Origin of the sequence: Shewanella sp. MR-4 (genome assembly GCF_000014685.1) — a bacterium.
In the GTDB taxonomy this organism is placed as follows: domain Bacteria; phylum Pseudomonadota; class Gammaproteobacteria; order Enterobacterales; family Shewanellaceae; genus Shewanella.
In genome coordinates this window covers 3,094,296-3,112,285 of sequence record NC_008321.1, presented here as the reverse complement: position 1 = coordinate 3,112,285, position 17,990 = coordinate 3,094,296, and the positions used below count along the sequence as shown (strand labels likewise).

Below are 17,990 nucleotides of genomic sequence, written 5' to 3'. Positions count from 1 at the left end.
AATATGACGCTAGAGTCCGATGTTGTCTCGGTTCGCCCACTATCTAAACGTAATGGTTTAACCTTAACGATTGTGGGCGCCAGCGCCTTTGTCTTAGGTTTTGGCCTATTTGTACTATTTCCCGAGCTATTTGCCGTGGGTTTAGTGTTTTTCAGCTTAGGTGCGATTGCGTTGATATTGGGCTTGGCGAAGGTGTATGAACCTGAGACCACCTTGAGCATGGATGCGCAGGGACTGACCTATTTTCATCGCCGCGGCAAAGTCGCGATAAACTGGAGTAACATTCAACGGGTAGATATTCCTCGAGTCACTCAGGGGGTTGATACCATTGAACTTTCCTATATTGGCATTAAGCTCAAACAGCTAAATCCTATCCTAGATAATATTTCATTGCGCCTTGCGGCGGGTTTATTGACTGAGCAGCGGCCGTTATTGGTGACAGCAGCCTCACAGCAAGAGGATTTGGCGACCTTAGAAACCTATCTTGGCGCCGAATTTAGCCCGCTCGTTATCGAGGGAGACCGTTACCGCGGCGTGTTGGCGATGTTTGGTCATCGTTGTGTGATGCTCAATACTCACCTTGGCTACCATCTCTATATTCCCCACGACAGCTTAGACCGTGACCCTCGAGAGTTTATTAAGCTGTTAAGGCAACGCATCGCGCAGAGTGTGACTCAAATTGATGTGACAACACATTAAAAGTACCGATAAAAAAGGGGCTCCGAAGGAGCCCCAATAAGTTGCAGAGAGGAAGTTTGGGTTGTGCAGGGGGGCAACCCAAAGGTACTAGTACTAGTGTGCTACCTCTGCGTGTACCTTATCTATGCCATAGGTTTTACCTTCAGCATGGCAGGTCGCGCATGATTCTACTGGTAGGTTAGGATCGGTTGCAGCATCCGCTTCTACAATCGCGCCGTTACTTCTAAAGTGAGCCACTGCTGCTGCATCTGAGTGAGCGTGACAGGTGCGGCAGGATTCAGCCACTGGGCTAATGTAGTTACTGCCCACTTTGATAGCACGTTTGCCTGAAGTTAAGCCACCATCAGTTGCGAACAGGGTTGCACCATCTTTGTGACAGGCAGAACAGGCGGTTTCGGGTGATGGATAACCTTCTAGTTCGCCAGCTGCATTGCGGAAGATGCCTTCTACAACACCGAAGTTACCACTGTGGAAGCGGTGAGCCACGGTGAAGAGATCTTTGTTGTTGAAGGTCACTTCAGGAGTGACGACTAACTTGCCATCTTCGCCTTTGTAGCCAGTTTGACCATGACCTGAAGCGCCAGTGGTATCGTTGTGACAGTGCATACATTGATCGAAGGTGTAAACCCCGTGTCTGTAGCCTTTCGCATAGTCTAAGCTGCCATGACAAGCGTTACATTTTGCTTCTTCAACGGTAATCCGTGCTGGATCCTTCATACGAGCTACGGCTGGAGTGCCACCGCTTAAGTTGAAGAATTTAACCGCAGAAATGTTACCTACAGGGCTAGTTGGGCCATATTCAAGTCCGTCGGTATTACAGCTCACCGCTTTACCCGCTTTCGCACAGAAGTTGGCTTCAGAACCGACGTAGATAGTGCCAGTTGCTTGTGCATCTGGAATATCTTTCACGAAGGTTAATACACCACCTGACAGAGTACCGTTATCCAGTTTCATGCTGATGGCTAAAGGCTTAACATCGCGCCATGAGTACACTGTACCATCTGTCGCCACATTACCCAGTAGCAGACCGTTTGCCGCAAACATACCTGTTGGGTTGCTGGTGGCATTGTAGGTTTTCAGGCTAGTACCATCAGCAATAGGCGCGCCATTGAGTGTGACATTGGCTTTCAATGTCAGAGTTTGCATACCTAGTGTTGCTGAAGTGCCCAGCGTTGCACTGGTAAAGTCGACGGTCATTAATGGGCCGTATTCAGCACGTTTACCAACACTGTGAACCGCTTCTGGCGTTAAGCTACCGCTGCCATGGCAGGATTTACATTGAGTATCATCGGCTTGAGCCAAACCAAATTCTGAGTGGTTTTCACCGGTTGCGAAGTTGACATTGATATGACAACCCACGCAAGCCTGAGCGTAGATATTGGTGTTATAGCTAGGTGCACCATCGTGACAGGATTTACATTCTTTCAAGTCTGATGGGAAACCAATTTCACCGAAGTACTCTTTCGCTTCACCAGACAGGTAGTCCGCATTGTGTTCACCAGCATGGATACGGTGGATCATCGGCGCGAAATCAAATACCCAGCCTTCAGCGAGCTGCGCATCGCTTGGGACTTGCTCTGGGTTGTGACAGGTTACGCAGTTTTTAACGTCTTGGTAGTTATGGTGGGCTTCAATCTTAGCGATATGGCCGTCCACTTCACCGTGACAGTTTTTACATGCAGCGCTGGATACTGTGTCTTTGCCTGATGCGGCAAGCTCATCGGTTGCAGGGATAAAATCAACTGGTACTGAGAGCACTTTATCAGATAAAGCCACGCCTTCGCTGTTGACTATGTTGTAAGCGCGGACGAAGACTCTGTGTACCGCATTTGGATTATCGTTTGGATTGATGATTGGCGCTGCGCCATCATAGGTCCAAGTTGCGGTGTAACTACCTGGATTTTCAGTATCTTCAGTTAATGTACACGCATTCTTAGTACCGTTTAAGCCATTGAGTGTACAAGTTAATGAGCTGCCCGCATTGTTTGCCATAGCATTGTTTTGCCATTGGATAGGGGCACCTGTACCTGAAGTATTTTCATTTGCCGTTAATGAGTAAAGTGCAATTTTATCGAGTCCCATAAAGGGCACATCTTTGCCTGAACTCTTTCCGGTTAAACTGAACTTAACACTAAAGCCTTCACTGCTGGTGACTTTAATGTCAGCTGGGCTGAGGGTGAATTTCAGATCGGTTATAGATTCTGCGGTTTTAGCAAAAGAACCCGCTGGTAAACCAGGTGTGCCAGGGGTTCCGGGCGTTCCAGGGGTACCTGGTGTTCCGGGCGCACCATCTTGCCCGTCTTCTCCGTCCCCGCAGGCGGTTAAAAACATGGCACTAGTGAGTGCTAGTGCCAGTAGAGATTTATTGTAGTTTTTCATCATCGCGTCCCTTTTTCTTTCTATAAGACTGCGTGTGCAGTGACTCTACTATAGGTCTATTCACTTACTTATAAAGTGGTATTTATAAGTTTGTATCCGATATGTGAACAGTGATTTAACACAGTAAAATGGCAATTCTAGATTGTGAAATTAAGTATTTCTAAATTTAGAATTCACCCTTAAAAATAAGAGGTGGGTAACAAATTTTTGTTTTTGTTTTGAGTGGTTTGACGAAGTTAATTTTCGATTAATTTTCAAAATGGAGACTATTGAAACTTATATTTGTTGTTTTATCGTGCGGTTTTAGAGGGAGGGAATCGCCAGAGAGATTAATCAGTATCGGTTAGGATACGTCCTTTAAATTCTGGAATTTAACATTTGACACTTTCTTTTTACACCAAAGAAAGTGTCAACTGTTTGAGGGCAACACTTCAAGAGAGCTATTGAGTGACACGAGTGTTGGTTGTTAGGGCTGTTAACAATGAGCTGACTACAAGTTCGCACTGGTTTTGGCTATAGCGCCTGTGGCTTCGTGGCTTTTCAACGAGAAAATACTGCGGTGGCATAATAGTCTCATGAAGACGGTGTTGCTCCGATACCGGAAGCGGCGCCAATTTTAACCCCGGCATATGCTTGACCGTATGCATATCGATACTCGAGCAGAAGGCGACGCTCTGCATGGTCAGCAAGTGGGCATACCATTCTTCTCGATCGATCACCCTTTCAATCGATGGCAGCAGCAGCCCTTGGCGTTGGCAAAATAGTTCTAGCGGATCAATACGGCTATTAAAGCCTTTTAGCTCGAGGCACAAAAAGGAATGACGACAGATTTGCTCTAAGCTGATTTCTTGCAGGCTTTCCCAAAGGGGATGTAGTCTGGAGGCCACTACATACACATTGGAAATACAACCTAAGCGGGAGACATTCAAGTCTTTCGTATCTGTCGGCTCTATGGTGATCCCAAAGTCTAATTCCCCTGCGTGGATTAATTCAGGAGTGTTTTCCTGCCATTTGTGTAACCTGACTTGGCCGAGTTCGCTAATTGCTTCGGGTGTACAGAGTTGGGGGGCTAAAAAGCTTAATAATCCATTACTCGCGGCGATATGTAGCGGACGCTCGACATGGCTTGCCGCATTTTGAATTTGCAGTGCCGATTGCTCTAAGTAATACACTGAATCGGTAAACTGGCAAATGGCGACATATAAGCTTTCCGCGAGGGGAGTGGGTTTTAACCCCTGCTGGCGTCGATAAAACAGTTCATCGTTAAAGGTCAAGCGAAGCGCGTTAAGACAGCGGCTAATTTTAGGCGCAGATACATTGAGCGCCTTGGCGGCACTATTGGCATGTCCGTTATCAAAAATACTTTTAAATACCAATAAGGTGAAGACATCCAGTTCGCAGATTTGTTTTAGTAATGGGTTGCTCATTTGGTCTCGCCTTGGGATGAGTCTTTGTCTGCAATGGCCATGTTGTATTGTTCCGCCAAGGCACATTATTACAATTTATTAGGTGGCAGAAATCATGCTCGAAATGAATTGCAGATAGGTTAGCAGTTGCCGTACGGCGTAACTGTGATCTCAATCGTCAAATTAACAATTACTTAACGATTGTTGTATTACGCGTTGAATAGGTGGGTGAGGTTATCTGGGCACTTATAAGTAAAAGCGCTTTAGGGTGACGAGCCAACCAATGGATAAAGTGCGTTAAGCTTCGAGCTTGGCAATAGCGCTACTCGTTAGCACTCTCGGGTGACAAGCTGGTCACAGGTGTCATTAATGCACTTTTCGAAGCCGCTGATGGCAGGCTATGGGCATGGATTGTCTGATGGTCTTCTTTAATCCTTAAACCGATAAACTGGCCACCTTCACTGATCTGCATCGAGGTACAAGCCACATCGCCATCGACAATACCATGGGCTTGAATGACTAAGCGCTCGCAAATCAAACGCCCCTTAAAATAGCCATCGATAATCAACTCGCGGCATTTAACCTCGCAGTGGAGGTTACCCGTTCGCTCAACGATGACGTTGGCCTGTGACAGGATCTGACCTTGCACATCACCGCCTATCAATACATCGCCGGCAAATTCAATATTACCCGTAAGCTTAGTTCCCTCGGCAATAAAGCTAAGTGCGGGGGAAGCGCTTCGGGTAAAGGTGAATTTTTTGCCAAACATGGTGATGGAGAACCTAGGTGAGTGGAGGTGACAACGACTGTGAAATAGTAACCTAAATATGCGATGAAGCCCAGTGACGCGCTCGGTTTGGCACTATTTTGCCTACTTAATACTGATTGCTTGGCTGGGGCAGGGGGAGACACAGGCGCCGCAAGCCGTGCAGAGATCTGCATCAATCTTCGGCATCGGAGCTTTACCCACGCTTAAGGTGAAACTAATGGCGCGTGGCTCACAGGCATCCTTACAGCTCTGGCACCAAATGCCTTGAAAGGTTAGGCAGTTATCTTGAATAACCGCTTTGTATTGCCAAGGTGTTTGGGTCAAATCGAACAGCTTTTCTTCTGGGCAGACCGTCGCGCACTGAGTGCAGAAGGTACATTCATTATCCTTGAAAGAGATTTCGGGAAAGCCGCCATCTCCTTTATAAATAATCTTAGTCTCACAGGCGGTGATACATGCTGAGCATCGCGTACAGACATCGGTAAATTCTATGCCTTCGCGTACCCAAGGCGGTCTGATAGCCAAGGATTTGCGGCGACTAAAGAGATTACGGCGGCTGTGATTGATGCTTTCTGTCATAGGTTTTACTTACTTAGTCGTTATTGATAGTTAAGAAAAATGGCTTGGGAGTTACCACAAGCCATTTAGGTGATCAGCCTTTATAACCATTTGGATTGGTTGATTGCCAATGCCAACTGCTGTTAGCCATATCCTCAAGGCTATGGGTCGCCTGCCAGCCCAGATCGGTTTTAGCATGATCTGGGTTTGCATAACAGGCGGCAATATCGCCCGGACGGCGCGGCGCAATTTGATAGGCAATCGATTTACCACAGGCCTTTTCGAAGGCTTTGACCATATCGAGCACACTGTAGCCTTGGCCTGTGCCTAGGTTATAGGTGACAAGTCCTGGTTTGGTGGCGAGCTTTTCAAGGGCTTTGAGGTGTCCAAGGGCTAAATCCACCACATGGATATAGTCGCGAACGCCAGTTCCATCGTGGGTTGGGTAATCATTACCAAACACACTTAACGCTTTGCGTTTACCGACCGCTACCTGGGCGATAAATGGCATCAAGTTATTCGGAATATCGTTAGGATCTTCGCCAATCAAACCGCTGGCATGGGCGCCAACGGGGTTGAAGTAACGTAAACGGGCGATATTCCAGCTTGGATCGCTATGGTGTAAATCCGCCAGAATATGTTCCACCATCAACTTAGACTGACCGTATGGGTTAGTGGCACCCGTTGGAAAATCTTCGGTAATCGGTAGGCTGGCAGGATCGCCATACACAGTAGCAGAAGAACTAAAGACGAGGTTTTTCACCTTAAACTCTGCCATCACTTGGCAAAGAATTAAGGTGCCAGTGACGTTATTCTCATAATATTTCAGTGGCTTAGCGACTGACTCCCCAACCGCCTTTAATCCAGCAAAGTGGATAACGGCATCAATGTTATGGTCGCTGAAGACTTTCTGCAGTAAGGCCTTATTGAGAATATCGCCTTGGTAGAAGGTGACCGCTTTACCGGTAATGCGCTCGACACGGTTAAGGGCTTCGATACTTGAGTTAGACAGGTTGTCTAACACAATTACTTCGCTCCCCGCATTGAGTAATTCCACGACGGTATGAGTGCCTATATAACCGGCGCCTCCGGTCACTAAAATCGTCATTATTTAATTCCTTTTACAACTGTCTTTAAATAGTGGGCAAAATCTTCACCGATTTCGCTGTGGCGCAGGGCGTATTCTACGTTAGCACGCATATAACCTTGCTTGTTACCGCAGTCGTGACTCTTACCTTGCATGTAGTAAGCGTTTACGGTTTCTTGCTTCATTAACATCGCAATCGCGTCAGTTAATTGGATTTCATCACCCGCGCCAGCAGGAGTTTTGGCTAGTAGTGGCCAAATTGCCGCAGGTAGCACGTAACGACCCACTACAGCTAAGTTAGATGGCGCTTCATCAACCGGTGGCTTTTCAACGAGTTCGACCAATGGCTCAGACTCACCAGGTTGCAGATCGTGGCCATTCACATCCGCAATACCGTATTGGTTCACTAGATGATGTGGCACGCCTTCAACCATGATTTGACCCACTTGGGTTTCATCAAACAGATTGACCATAGCGGCAAGGTTGTCGGTTTTGAGGTCGCAGCTGGCATCATCGATAATCACATCCGGCAGCAATACGGCAAACGGCGCATCACCTACCACGGATTTAGCACATAAAATCGCGTGGCCTAAACCTTTCGCTTGGGATTGACGCACGCTGATCACTGTCACGTCTTTCGGGCAAATGGATTGAACCGCTTCGAGTAATTGACGCTTCACGCGGCGCTCTAATTGCGCTTCTAATTCAAAACTGGTGTCGAAATGGTTTTCGATAGAGTTTTTACTGGCGTGGGTCACGAGGACAATTTCTTTGATCCCAGCATCAATGGCTTCACTAACCACGTATTGGATCAATGGTTTATCAACAACGGGTAGCATTTCCTTAGGAATTGCTTTGGTCGCAGGAAGCATACGAGTGCCAAGTCCAGCGACAGGAATAACGGCTTTACGAATTTGATGTTGTTTCATTGCGAACCTTCAGATTAAGGAGAGGCGATTATTGGCCAATATTGTAAATGACCCACGCAGAAAAGCCATTTGTAAACATCGAAATTTGTCGGTTTTTCTGCATATTATCAGTCTATCGTCGTCATTTTTGCGCTCAACTGTCAAGGATGGCTACCGCGCTTAATGCGTTTGAATGCATATTGCCCAAGCCTTTTAAACGACTTGTAATATTTACTTTACGTTTGCGTCACATTATCGTGTAAACAATAAACTGTGAGGGAGTTAACAAAAATCGAGGCTTAGATCACTATGGTGGCATTAGCGTCAGCCATGAAGTGAATTTTATGACTAAAGAGATAGCGCACACCGCTCCCTACGTTGCGAGAAGTGCAGATGATTCAGGGTATATCCATTACCCGCAGGAAGAACATGAGATTTGGAGCCAATTGTATGCTCGCCAAGCGGTAAACCTACCGGGGCGTGCCTGTAAGGAATATCTTCAAGGACTCGATGCCTTGGCTATGCCCAAGGATCGCATTCCACAATTGGCAGAGATAGACAAAGTATTGCAGGCCACTACTGGATGGAAAACCGCGGCCGTACCAGCTTTGATTTCCTTTGGCCGCTTCTTTGAGCTATTGGCAAATAAGGAATTTCCAGTTGCGACCTTTATCCGCCGCAAGGAAGAGTTTGATTACCTGCAAGAGCCGGATATTTTCCATGAGATCTTTGGCCATTGCCCCTTGCTGACCAATCCTTCTTTCGCCCATTTCTCCCATATCTATGGTCAATTGGGCTTAAATGCCAGCAAGGAAGACCGCGTCTTTTTAGCGCGCCTGTATTGGTTTACCGTCGAGTTTGGCCTACTCAAACCTCAAGATGGCGAATTGTGTATCTACGGCGGCGGTATTTTAAGCTCTCCCGGCGAAACCTTGTATGCCATGGAAAGCCAAGTGCCTGAGCGTAAGCCCTTCGATCTCTTAGATGTGCTGCGCACGCCTTATCGTATCGATATTATGCAGCCGATTTATTATGTGATTGAACATATTGATATGTTGGATGAAATTGCCAAGATGGACATCATGGCCTATGTGGCTAAGGCGCGTCAGTTGGGCTTGTTTTCCCCTAAATATCCGCCCAAGACCAAGAAAGCCAGCTAATGGCTGACCATTAAAAAACGAATTGAATAAAGCGTAATAAGTGCAACGGATTGATCCCCTAATGTTGCCAAGAGGAGTATGTATGACAGCGTTAACCCAAATGAAATGTGAAGCTTGCCAAGCCGATGCGCCGAAGGTGACCGATGAAGAATTGGCCGAGCTTATCCGCATGATCCCCGATTGGGGCGTGCAAGTGCGTGATGGTATCATGCAATTGGAACGGGTTTACAAGTTTAAAAACTTTAAGTTAGCGATGGCGTTTACCAATAAGTTAGCGGATCTGGCCGAAGAAGAATTCCATCACCCAGGTATTTTAACCGAGTGGGGCAAGGTGACTGTGACTTGGTGGTCACACTCAATCAAGGGCCTGCATAAGAATGACTTTATCATGGCTGCCAAGACCGACCAGTTGTTAGATTAAAAAATTAAACATTTAAATCAGCGTCTTAATTAAATTTTGACGCTGAGTTTTTCTTCCTGTTACAAATACGCTGTAAACTAGACTTGCCACTTTGAGCGTAACCTTCTAACGTATACACGCCCAGCTATTTATCCTGCCTTTTACGTTTGCGTAAACTATAGAGGTTCCGTCAAACGAATGTCTTACGAGGCTAAGCCTTAGGGCATTAACCTCGAGATAATAGCTCTGCACGGTTTATCCCAAAATTCGAATCAAAATAGGGAATATCAGTCATTATGCGCTTGGAAGTTAGCTGTCAAGATCGCGTGGGTTTAGCGAAAGACATCTTAGTCGTGTTAGAACGTTATGGCATTAATCTCATCGCCATCGATGCCAGTAACCAGGGCTTTCTCTACCTGCAATTTGCCGAAATTAGTTTTGAAACCTTAAGTGCCTTGATGCCGCAGATCCGCAAAGTGGAGAGTGTTCACGATGTGCGAACTGTGTCGTTTATGCCTTCGGAGCAGGAACACTACGCCTTAAAAACCCTACTTAAAACCCTCCCTGACTCAGTGTTCTCCATCGACGTGAAGGCGCGCATTCGTATCGTCAACGAGTCGGCGCTACTCAATATGGGCATGGGGGAGCACGAAGTGCTCGATGAGTCCTTAAACCATTGGGTGCAAGGGTTCAACTTCAGCCGCTGGCTCAGTGAGAGCCAAGTGTTGCCGCAGGCGGCGCGGGTCAATATCGGCCAAAACGAATATCTGGCCGAAATGTTACCGATTTACTTACCCGATGAGGATGATAAGACCATCCTCGTGGGCGCAGTAGTATCGCTTAAATCGCCGGCGCGGGTCGGTAAACAATTCAATGCATTGCAAAATCAAACCGCGGGCTTTGAAAATGTATTAGCCAGCAGTGACAAGATGAAAGAAGTGCTGAAACAAGCTCGCCGTATGGCGCAGCTCGACGCGCCGCTATTAATCACTGGCGAGACTGGCACGGGCAAAGAGCTAATGGCTCGAGCCAGCCATGATGCCAGCATGCGCCGCGAAAAACCTTTTATCGCTATTAACTGTGCGGCACTGCCCGATAGCGCCGCCGAAGAGGAACTCTTTGGCTACGTCAGCCAGGGCAAAGTGATTAAGCGCGGCTTTTTTGAAGAAGCGAAGGGCGGCACTGTGTTCCTCGATGAAGTGGCCGAAATGTCTAAGGCGGCGCAGGTTAAATTGCTGCGGTTATTACAGGATGGCACCTTTAGACGCATTGGAGGCGACGAAGAAGTTCGCGCCGATGTGCGGATCATCTGCTCGACCCAGAAAAACTTAGCCGAGCTGTGTCAAACCGGTGAGTTTAGGGAAGATTTGTACTATCGCATCCATGTGCTTAGCTATCATATTCCATCACTGCGCGAGCGCAAAGTCGATATCATTCCGCTGACGGAGATGTTCCTCGAGCACTACAGTCAGCAACTCTCGAGTCCAGTGAGACGAATTTCGGCCCAATGCCGCGACCATCTCTTAACCTATGCCTGGCCGGGTAACGTGCGTCAGCTTAAGAATGCGGTCTTTAGGGCGGTATCTATGTGGGATGGCTCGGGCGAGTTGACCGTTGAGCAACTTAAGTTGCCATCGTACGCCGAAGGTTTTGGCTATTTCGATAATGCCTTCGAAGGCAATCTCGATGATGCGATGAAACAGTTTGAGGCCAGCTTGCTGCGCCGCTTATATCCGGCTTACCCCAGTACTCGCCAATTGGCGAAAAAATTAGGGGTGTCCCACACGGCCATCGCCAACAAACTCAGGGAATACAAGATAGCCAAGCCAAAGTAATCTTGCTTTAAGCTTAGGATGTAACAGTATCGTTCCACTTTGTTGCCTGCTTTTTCACCATATCGTTCTGCGAAATAGTGACCAGCGGCAACAGGGGATGAAACGTAATGATTAGTTTACAAAATGTGAAATAATAGGGTGAAATGTGATTTTGCTCACGCTATAGGAATCCGCCGTCGCTTCGGGTATTTCTACGCGCAGCAAACCCTAACGCCGAGTCTAAAAAGGCTAGATTGCCCGCACTCGTTGTCACCCATTCCCGTTAGCTGAACGTATCGGCTAACCATAAATAGATAAAAAGCGCAGTACGCCGAGCCGTAGAAGCACAGGAGCAGATATGAAACTTGCCAGTTATAACAATGGTCGCCGTGATGGCCAGCTGATGTTAGTGAGCCGCGATCTTACTCAAACGGTTGCCGTACCCGCGATTGCCCATACGATGCAACAATTACTCGATGGTTGGGATCTGCTCAAGCCACAATTGCAAGAATTGTATGATGCGCTGAACGAAGGCAAATTACCAAACGCACAAGCCTTCGATGAAGCCAAATGTTTATCACCTTTGCCACGTGCGTACCAGTGGGCCGATGGTAGCGCCTATGTTAACCATGTGGAATTAGTCCGTAAGGCGCGCGGCGCTGAAATGCCAGAAACCTTCTGGACCGATCCGCTATTTTACCAAGGCGGCTCTGACAGCTTTATCGCGCCAAAGGCGGATATCTCGCTGGCGAGCGAAGACTGGGGTATCGATTTCGAATCGGAAATCGCCGTGATCACCGATGATGTGCCTATGGGCGTGAGTGTTGAAAATGCTACGTCACACATTAAGCTGTTGATGTTAGTGAACGACGTATCTCTGCGTAACCTGATCCCCGCAGAGCTGGCGAAAGGTTTCGGTTTCTTCCAATCCAAACCTTCGAGCAGCTTCTCACCTGTCGCCATCACGCCAGATGAATTAGGCCACCGCTGGGAAGATTCAAAGGTGCATTTACCGCTTATCACCCATTTAAATGGCAAACTATTCGGTCGCCCGAATGCGGGCGTGGATATGACCTTTAACTTCAGTCAGTTAGTTTCTCATGTTGCTAAAACCCGTCCATTAGGCGCGGGCGCGATTATCGGTTCGGGTACGATTTCTAACTATGACCGCAGTGCCGGCTCAAGCTGTTTGGCCGAGAAACGTATGCTCGAAGTGATCGCCGACGGCAAAGCCAGCACGCCGTTTATGCGTTTTGGCGACACTGTGCGCATCGAAATGCTCGATGATAACGGCGCCTCTATTTTTGGCTCTATCGATCAAAAAGTGGTTGAGTACAAGGCGTAAGGCTTTTGTGTTTACACAGTGACAGATAATATTGACGGGGCTTTTAGCCCCGTTTTTTTCAGGATGACATAAGGACAGAGTGAGATGAAACTATACGGTTATTGGCGCTCTAGCGCCGCCTATCGTGTGCGTATTGCCCTCAATCTTAAAGGCGTGAGCGCCGAGCAGCTGTCGGTGCATTTAGTGCGTGATGGTGGCGAGCAGCACAAGGCGGATTATATCGCCCTAAACCCGCAGGAGCTGGTGCCGACCTTAGTGGTCGATGATGAGCAGGATGGTGATGCCTTATCTCAATCCCTCGCCATTATCGAGTATCTGGACGAGCTTCATCCAAAGACGCCGCTACTGCCTGCATCGGCGCTTGAACGTGCCCATGTGCGTGCCATGGCATTAACCATCGCCTGTGAAATTCATCCACTCAATAACCTGCGGGTATTGCAGTATTTAACTCAGAAGCTGAACGTCGCCGAAGAAGCTAAAACCGCTTGGTATCACCATTGGGTGGCGAGTGGGTTTGCGGCGCTAGAAACCCAACTTGCGCGCCATAGTGGCCGTTATTGTTTTGGTGACAAAGTGACGCTGGCGGATCTGTGTTTAGTGCCGCAGGTTTACAACGCCCAGCGTTTTAATGTGGATTTAACGCCGTACCCCAATATCATGCGGGTATGGGCTGAGTGTAATCTGTTGCCAGCCTTTGCGGATGCGGCACCAGAGCGCCAAGCCGACGCGGTTTAAGTCATTTTGCTGTGAGCATAATTTGTCCAAGATAAGGTTAAGCTTGTCGACATATTAACCTGGATGATAAGACTCATTTTATGAGTCTTATCATAGCGATGGCGTTGCTAAGGTGGTTATCAGTAAAAAGTGCCAGTATTGGCAAAGTAAGCTCAATATCATCAAGTGGTTATGCACACTATTTCTAATAACGAAACCTAGTCACGATGATGAAATCGCATGAATCGACGGCCAGTGATTGGCCATTCTTATGTGCTAGCCAAGATAGCCGCGGATTTTAGGCATGACTGAAACGGAATTAGCTGCAGTATTACGCACTTGGCTAAGCCAAGATAAGCATCGGATGAGGGCGCTTACATTGGCGCAGCAATGCGCCCAAGTGCATCGCTTGCCGCAGTGGTGCTTGGCGGCGGGGTTTGTCCGTAATCTGGTGTGGGACAAATTGCACGATATTCAGCAGCGTCCGTTAAACGATATCGATCTGATTTACTATTGCCCCTTGGATACTCGTCCCGAGCGGGATAGGGCGATAGAAGCATACCTGCAAACACTGGCGCCAGAGTTACCTTGGTCGGTAAAAAATCAGGCGCGCATGCATCTTAAAAATCACGACAACCCCTATCAATCGACACAGGATGCAATGTGCTATTGGCCAGAACAGGAAACTGCCGTCGCCGTGTATCTTGCGCCAATTCCTAACACACCCACTTCCGTCATCGAGAGCTTACAGCTTATCGCTCCCTTCGGTTTAACCTCATTATTTGCCTTGCAGTTAACCCATAATCCCAAGCGTGCGTTGGCGGTATTTGAGCAGCGCCTTGCCGCAAAGGGTTGGCTTTCGCAATATCCGAGGCTGACTTTGGCCGAGTAAGTGCATCAATCGTTAACGTCAGACTCCTTCACCCGTTAGTGACTCAAACCTATATCAAGCTCACCAGATAAACGAGTTTGAATGTGATGACTCCTGTCATGACTGAAATCTGTGTCTAGTTTATTCCTCCCTATTTTTATGCCTGCTTGTACCTCAATGAGCTGAGTTTTTCTTAAAACCGATGTAAACATTTTGTAAGCGACGCGATAGTGCAATTACTCCTTGTGGAGGTATTTAGTTGTGGCTAATGAATGCGACAAGTCACAAAAAATGAACTGGCATTATCAATAAATGTTTAGATAGCGTGACGCGGATCCCATGACTCATACCTCAAAATAAGTATCACCACCTAACCTTGATTTGGATCAATAAGGTAAACGAATTTATCTGGCAGTGTAGGCGTCAATTGTTAAGGATGTAATTTAAAACAAAAACCTATGTTGTACATATGGAGTATGATGATGAATAAAACTACTGTTTCTACACTGATCGCTGCCACCTTGTTAGCCGCTGGTTTCTCTGCTTCTGTTTCTGCCCATCAAGCGGGCGATATTATTGTTCGTGCTGGTGCTGTGGTTGTCGCGCCAAGTGAATCTAGTGATCCTGTTGCTACGTTTGGTGAGTTTCAAATCAGCAATAACACTCAACTGGGCTTGAACTTTGGCTACATGTTGACCGATAACTTCGGTGTAGAGTTATTAGCTGCAACACCTTTTAGCCACGATGTTTCTTTAAAAGGTGTGGGTAAAATTGCAGAAACTAAGCACTTACCACCAACCTTAGTTGCACAGTATTATTTCGGTGATGCTCAATCCAAATTACGTCCATATGTGGGTGTTGGTGTGAACTACACTAACTTCTTCGACAATGAATTCACCAACGACTTAGATGGTGCATTAACTGACTTAAGCATGAGCACCTCTTGGGGTTTAGCGGCGCAAGTGGGTTTAGATTACCAAGTGAACAAAAACTGGTTAGTGAACGCCTCTGTGTGGTATGCGCAAATTAGCAGCGATGTGAAGTTTAAATTAGCGGGTGATACAGTGGTTATCGATACCGATATTAACCCATGGGTTTATATGGTCAGCGTTGGCTACACTTTCTAATTATCTGATTTTAAAGTAACAAAAAGGAGCCTGTGGCTCCTTTTTTGTTTTTCGCAGTTTATAAACCTAAACGCGGAATAACACTACTTTTTAGCCTTTTTCGGCTTCCAGTGGCGAGTGTTGTAGATAAACTCCGGCAGCAATTTCGTCAGCCAAGCCACTAAGCGCCAACGCTTGGTTACATAGACACGGCGTTTACCCTGTTGCATGGCCTTGATGATCTGTGCCGCCACTTGTGGGAGTGGAGCAAGCCACAGCCTACTTTGTTGCATGGCGGCCTTATCCAGTAAACCGAGTTGGATATCGGTAATGGTAATGGGCAACTTAAGCCGCTGGGCATGCATGCTTAAGCCTTCTAAATAATTTTGCGCAAAGGCTTTAGAGGCATGATAAGCCACACTTGGGCCGCCGCGCAGACCGGCAATCGAGTTGATGGCAGCAAGCTGGCCATAACCCTGTTCGCGAAATAATCTAAATGCCGTATTGCAGATAGCGGCAAAGCCTCGCACATTGACATCGATAATGTCCTGTTCAGGCAGCCATGGCAGCTCAGGATCGTAGCTATTGAGTCCGGTATTCACTAAGACTAAGTGGGCGCCCCCTAAGTCGTGCCAGACGCTTTCGAGTTGCTTGATGATGACGCTTGGCTGTTCAATTTGCAGTGAAAAGACCTGAACTTTAGTGGGCAGGGTCGAGGCAAATTCGCGGAGTGATTCGACATCTTGGGCAAAAAGGGCTAATTCAACCTGCTGATCGGCCAATTGTTTGGCAAGTTCGCGGCTTAAATGTGAGCTAGCGCCCACAATTATCGCAGTTGCTTGGGTCATAAATTTTTCGACAACGAAATGGTGGCTTATCATAGGAAGATATGCCCAGCATGACAAGATTTATAGCTTAGGCGTATAGACATCCAGAAGTCTTTATGTATGATTAGGAGAAATGAAATGAGACAAGGGTTAAGGATTAGCGGACTGACATCTGCATGGCAAAAATTAGCGGCTATTGTGTTACTCGCCGCCACCACGGTGATTTCAGGTTGTGCCACACCTAATGCGATTGTCGAGATTAAAGGTGAGGCCATGTACCGCGAGCGTATCGCATTGCCCGTCGATGCCAAGTTGATTGTGCAGTTGCTTGATGTCTCTAAGATGGATGTGCCCGCCGTAGTTATGGCAGAGCGCGTTTCCCAAGGAGCGAAAACCCCAACGCCGTTTAGTTTTTCGATGGGGCGTGATCAGTTTGAAGCGGGGCATACCTATGCCATTGGGGCAAGGATAATGCTCGGTGATAAGTTATTGTTTATTAATACTCAAGCCTATCATGTCGACCTCAATTCGACAGAGCCTATGAAGATACTGCTTGAGAAAGTCGGTCGCTAATTTGTTTGCTCTTTGATGAGTGGCATACGCGCGCCGGAACCTTTGATTGTTGAATAGAAGAGGCGCGGTATGCCAGTTAAAATTCCAGATCATCTGCCTGCTGCAGGGATTTTAGAATCTGAAAATATTTTCGTAATGTCCGAGACCCGGGCTGCCAATCAGGATATCAGACCGATGAAGGTGCTGATCCTGAATCTGATGCCCAATAAAATCGAGACAGAAACCCAGCTTCTACGCCTATTAGGTAACACGCCTTTGCAGGTGGATGTGGATTTACTGCGTATTCACGATAAAGAGTCAAAGCACACCTCAATCGATCATATGAACACCTTCTACCGTGATTTTGAGGACGTGCGTCATAAAAACTACGACGGCCTGATCATCACGGGCGCGCCCCTTGGGCAAATCGATTTCGAAGAGGTCACTTACTGGGATCATATCCGCGAGATTATCGATTGGTCACAGCAACATGTGACGTCGGTATTATTCCTCTGCTGGGCTGCTCATGCCGGGCTTTACCATCTCTACGGTTTGAATCGGAAAATCCTGCAGCAAAAGCGTTCAGGGGTGTTTGTGCATCGCCGTACTTGCCAACATTTCCCGCTGCTGCGCGGATTCGATGATGAGTTCTTTGCGCCGCATTCCCGCTTTGCTGAGATGGATATCGAGGAACTTAAACAACACCCTGAGCTACAAGTGCTGGCAGAATCCGATGAGGCAGGGGCCTACTTAGTCCTCAGTCGCAATAATCGCAACCTGTTTGTGATGGGTCACCCCGAATACCAAAAATCTACCTTAAACGATGAATATCATCGGGATTTGGCGCAGGGATTAAACCCAAATGTGCCGCAAAACTATTATCGTAATGACGACCCCCAGGCCGATGCTATTGCCCGTTGGCACAGCCATGGCAGTTTGTTAGTCAGCAACTGGCTCAACTATTATGTGTACCAATTAACGCCTTACGATCTGAGTGATATGACAGCGATGACGCCGTGGGAGTCGCAATAGCTTTCTTCTTGGCTTGGCACTTATTGAGATGCTCGTTTTAACCGTGTGGCATTGGCAACCAATGCCACACGTCTTATCAAGTGGCTATTGCCATGTTGTTTTACTGACAGAATCATTGGCTGGCTTAATCATTCGGTTGATTGCATCACAAGCGTTCAATCTTAGCTTCCAAGTCCTGATTTACCTTTCTCTCGCGTTATAAGCCTCTTTTATAACTCAGCTTTTGGCCACAAGCTAATCAACTTGTGATTTTTGCAAATTTCATTTCACCACGTCACTTCAACATTTCGTCCCCTTGACTGTAAATCCTGACTGACAATTTTTGTGGGATTTTATCGACACATTAGACCAAGGAATACTTGC

At 47.2% G+C, this 17,990-nt stretch carries 17 protein-coding genes; 10 read left to right on the top strand and 7 right to left on the bottom strand.

The genetic code is table 11. The features are described from left to right. Nucleotides 1–3: 3 nt before the first annotated feature. Complete coding sequence (locus SHEWMR4_RS13740; RefSeq protein WP_011623366.1) at nt 4–699, top strand: DUF2982 domain-containing protein; 696 nt, start codon at nt 4–6, stop codon at nt 697–699. 93 nt (nt 700–792) lie between these two features. Here the strand turns inward: SHEWMR4_RS13740 and SHEWMR4_RS13735 are convergent, their stop codons facing one another. The 6 genes from SHEWMR4_RS13735 to galU form a co-directional block, all read right to left on the bottom strand. Continuing rightward, the gene (locus tag SHEWMR4_RS13735; protein WP_011623365.1) at nt 793–3,081 is read right to left on the bottom strand and encodes an OmcA/MtrC family decaheme c-type cytochrome; all 2,289 of its coding nucleotides are present in this window, start codon (nt 3,079–3,081) and stop codon (nt 793–795) included. A 437-nt stretch (nt 3,082–3,518) separates the two neighbouring features. After that, the gene (locus SHEWMR4_RS13730; RefSeq protein WP_041408814.1) at nt 3,519–4,505 is read right to left on the bottom strand and encodes a LysR family transcriptional regulator; all 987 of its coding nucleotides are present in this window, start codon (nt 4,503–4,505) and stop codon (nt 3,519–3,521) included. Between the two features lie 301 nt (nt 4,506–4,806). Continuing rightward, nucleotides 4,807–5,253: a bactofilin family protein gene (locus SHEWMR4_RS13725; RefSeq protein ID WP_011623363.1), complete on the bottom strand. Its 447-nt coding sequence runs from the start codon at nt 5,251–5,253 to the stop codon at nt 4,807–4,809. 102 nt (nt 5,254–5,355) lie between these two features. Next, complete coding sequence (napF, locus tag SHEWMR4_RS13720) at nt 5,356–5,832, bottom strand: ferredoxin-type protein NapF (protein ID WP_011623362.1); 477 nt, start codon at nt 5,830–5,832, stop codon at nt 5,356–5,358. A gap of 73 nt (nt 5,833–5,905) precedes the next feature. Further along, nucleotides 5,906–6,919, bottom strand: coding sequence for a UDP-glucose 4-epimerase GalE (gene galE, locus SHEWMR4_RS13715; RefSeq protein ID WP_011623361.1), 1,014 nt, complete (start codon nt 6,917–6,919; stop codon nt 5,906–5,908). Beyond that, nucleotides 6,919–7,827, bottom strand: coding sequence for a UTP--glucose-1-phosphate uridylyltransferase GalU (gene galU, locus SHEWMR4_RS13710; protein WP_011623360.1), 909 nt, complete (start codon nt 7,825–7,827; stop codon nt 6,919–6,921). The genes galE and galU overlap by 1 nt, the downstream gene beginning before the upstream one ends. Nucleotides 7,828–8,150: 323 nt before the next feature. On the opposite strand from galU, the gene phhA reads away from it, so the two are divergent. From phhA to ompW, 7 genes are all read left to right on the top strand, one after another. Further along, the gene (phhA, locus tag SHEWMR4_RS13705) at nt 8,151–8,966 is read left to right on the top strand and encodes a phenylalanine 4-monooxygenase (RefSeq protein WP_011623359.1); all 816 of its coding nucleotides are present in this window, start codon (nt 8,151–8,153) and stop codon (nt 8,964–8,966) included. Between the two features lie 82 nt (nt 8,967–9,048). Next, nucleotides 9,049–9,387, top strand: coding sequence for a 4a-hydroxytetrahydrobiopterin dehydratase (locus SHEWMR4_RS13700; RefSeq protein WP_011623358.1), 339 nt, complete (start codon nt 9,049–9,051; stop codon nt 9,385–9,387). Between the two features lie 275 nt (nt 9,388–9,662). Beyond that, nucleotides 9,663–11,201, top strand: coding sequence for a transcriptional regulator TyrR (tyrR, locus tag SHEWMR4_RS13695; RefSeq protein WP_011623357.1), 1,539 nt, complete (start codon nt 9,663–9,665; stop codon nt 11,199–11,201). 337 nt (nt 11,202–11,538) lie between these two features. Beyond that, entirely contained in the window at nt 11,539–12,525 is a 987-nt protein-coding gene (locus tag SHEWMR4_RS13690; RefSeq protein ID WP_011623356.1) for a fumarylacetoacetate hydrolase family protein, read from the top strand. 84 nt (nt 12,526–12,609) lie between these two features. Continuing rightward, nucleotides 12,610–13,260 carry a maleylacetoacetate isomerase gene (gene maiA / locus SHEWMR4_RS13685; protein WP_011623355.1) on the top strand — a complete coding sequence of 217 codons (651 nt, stop codon included), beginning with the start codon at nt 12,610–12,612 and terminating at the stop codon, nt 13,258–13,260. Between the two features lie 283 nt (nt 13,261–13,543). Next, nucleotides 13,544–14,131 (top strand): nucleotidyltransferase family protein, encoded by a 588-nt coding sequence (locus tag SHEWMR4_RS13680; RefSeq protein ID WP_011623354.1) that lies wholly within the window; start codon nt 13,544–13,546, stop codon nt 14,129–14,131. 458 nt (nt 14,132–14,589) lie between these two features. Continuing rightward, nucleotides 14,590–15,237, top strand: a complete 648-nt coding sequence (gene ompW / locus SHEWMR4_RS13675) for an outer membrane protein OmpW (RefSeq protein ID WP_011623353.1) — start codon at nt 14,590–14,592, stop codon at nt 15,235–15,237. An 83-nt stretch (nt 15,238–15,320) separates the two neighbouring features. On the opposite strand, the gene SHEWMR4_RS13670 is transcribed toward ompW, so the two are convergent. Continuing rightward, entirely contained in the window at nt 15,321–16,064 is a 744-nt protein-coding gene (locus tag SHEWMR4_RS13670) for an SDR family NAD(P)-dependent oxidoreductase (protein ID WP_041409093.1), read from the bottom strand. Nucleotides 16,065–16,181: 117 nt separating this feature from the next. On the opposite strand from SHEWMR4_RS13670, the gene SHEWMR4_RS13665 reads away from it, so the two are divergent. Beyond that, a complete protein-coding gene (locus tag SHEWMR4_RS13665) occupies nt 16,182–16,616 on the top strand; it encodes a YbaY family lipoprotein (RefSeq protein WP_011623351.1) in 435 nt (144 codons plus the stop codon). A gap of 69 nt (nt 16,617–16,685) precedes the next feature. Then, nucleotides 16,686–17,627: a homoserine O-acetyltransferase MetA gene (gene metA / locus SHEWMR4_RS13660; RefSeq protein ID WP_011623350.1), complete on the top strand. Its 942-nt coding sequence runs from the start codon at nt 16,686–16,688 to the stop codon at nt 17,625–17,627. Nucleotides 17,628–17,990 lie beyond the last annotated feature (363 nt).

What these genes read in the sequence shown, in the direction of transcription:
- SHEWMR4_RS13740 (WP_011623366.1), top strand. Translation starts at nt 4, where the DNA reads ATGACGCTAGAGTCCGATGTTGTCTCGGTTCGCCCACTATCTAAACGT.
- SHEWMR4_RS13735 (WP_011623365.1), bottom strand. Translation starts at nt 3,081, where the DNA reads ATGATGAAAAACTACAATAAATCTCTACTGGCACTAGCACTCACTAGT.
- SHEWMR4_RS13730 (WP_041408814.1), bottom strand. Translation starts at nt 4,505, where the DNA reads ATGAGCAACCCATTACTAAAACAAATCTGCGAACTGGATGTCTTCACC.
- SHEWMR4_RS13725 (WP_011623363.1), bottom strand. Translation starts at nt 5,253, where the DNA reads ATGTTTGGCAAAAAATTCACCTTTACCCGAAGCGCTTCCCCCGCACTT.
- napF (WP_011623362.1), bottom strand. Translation starts at nt 5,832, where the DNA reads ATGACAGAAAGCATCAATCACAGCCGCCGTAATCTCTTTAGTCGCCGC.
- galE (WP_011623361.1), bottom strand. Translation starts at nt 6,919, where the DNA reads ATGACGATTTTAGTGACCGGAGGCGCCGGTTATATAGGCACTCATACC.
- galU (WP_011623360.1), bottom strand. Translation starts at nt 7,827, where the DNA reads ATGAAACAACATCAAATTCGTAAAGCCGTTATTCCTGTCGCTGGACTT.
- phhA (WP_011623359.1), top strand. Translation starts at nt 8,151, where the DNA reads ATGACTAAAGAGATAGCGCACACCGCTCCCTACGTTGCGAGAAGTGCA.
- SHEWMR4_RS13700 (WP_011623358.1), top strand. Translation starts at nt 9,049, where the DNA reads ATGACAGCGTTAACCCAAATGAAATGTGAAGCTTGCCAAGCCGATGCG.
- tyrR (WP_011623357.1), top strand. Translation starts at nt 9,663, where the DNA reads ATGCGCTTGGAAGTTAGCTGTCAAGATCGCGTGGGTTTAGCGAAAGAC.
- SHEWMR4_RS13690 (WP_011623356.1), top strand. Translation starts at nt 11,539, where the DNA reads ATGAAACTTGCCAGTTATAACAATGGTCGCCGTGATGGCCAGCTGATG.
- maiA (WP_011623355.1), top strand. Translation starts at nt 12,610, where the DNA reads ATGAAACTATACGGTTATTGGCGCTCTAGCGCCGCCTATCGTGTGCGT.
- SHEWMR4_RS13680 (WP_011623354.1), top strand. Translation starts at nt 13,544, where the DNA reads ATGACTGAAACGGAATTAGCTGCAGTATTACGCACTTGGCTAAGCCAA.
- ompW (WP_011623353.1), top strand. Translation starts at nt 14,590, where the DNA reads ATGATGAATAAAACTACTGTTTCTACACTGATCGCTGCCACCTTGTTA.
- SHEWMR4_RS13670 (WP_041409093.1), bottom strand. Translation starts at nt 16,064, where the DNA reads ATGACCCAAGCAACTGCGATAATTGTGGGCGCTAGCTCACATTTAAGC.
- SHEWMR4_RS13665 (WP_011623351.1), top strand. Translation starts at nt 16,182, where the DNA reads ATGAGACAAGGGTTAAGGATTAGCGGACTGACATCTGCATGGCAAAAA.
- metA (WP_011623350.1), top strand. Translation starts at nt 16,686, where the DNA reads ATGCCAGTTAAAATTCCAGATCATCTGCCTGCTGCAGGGATTTTAGAA.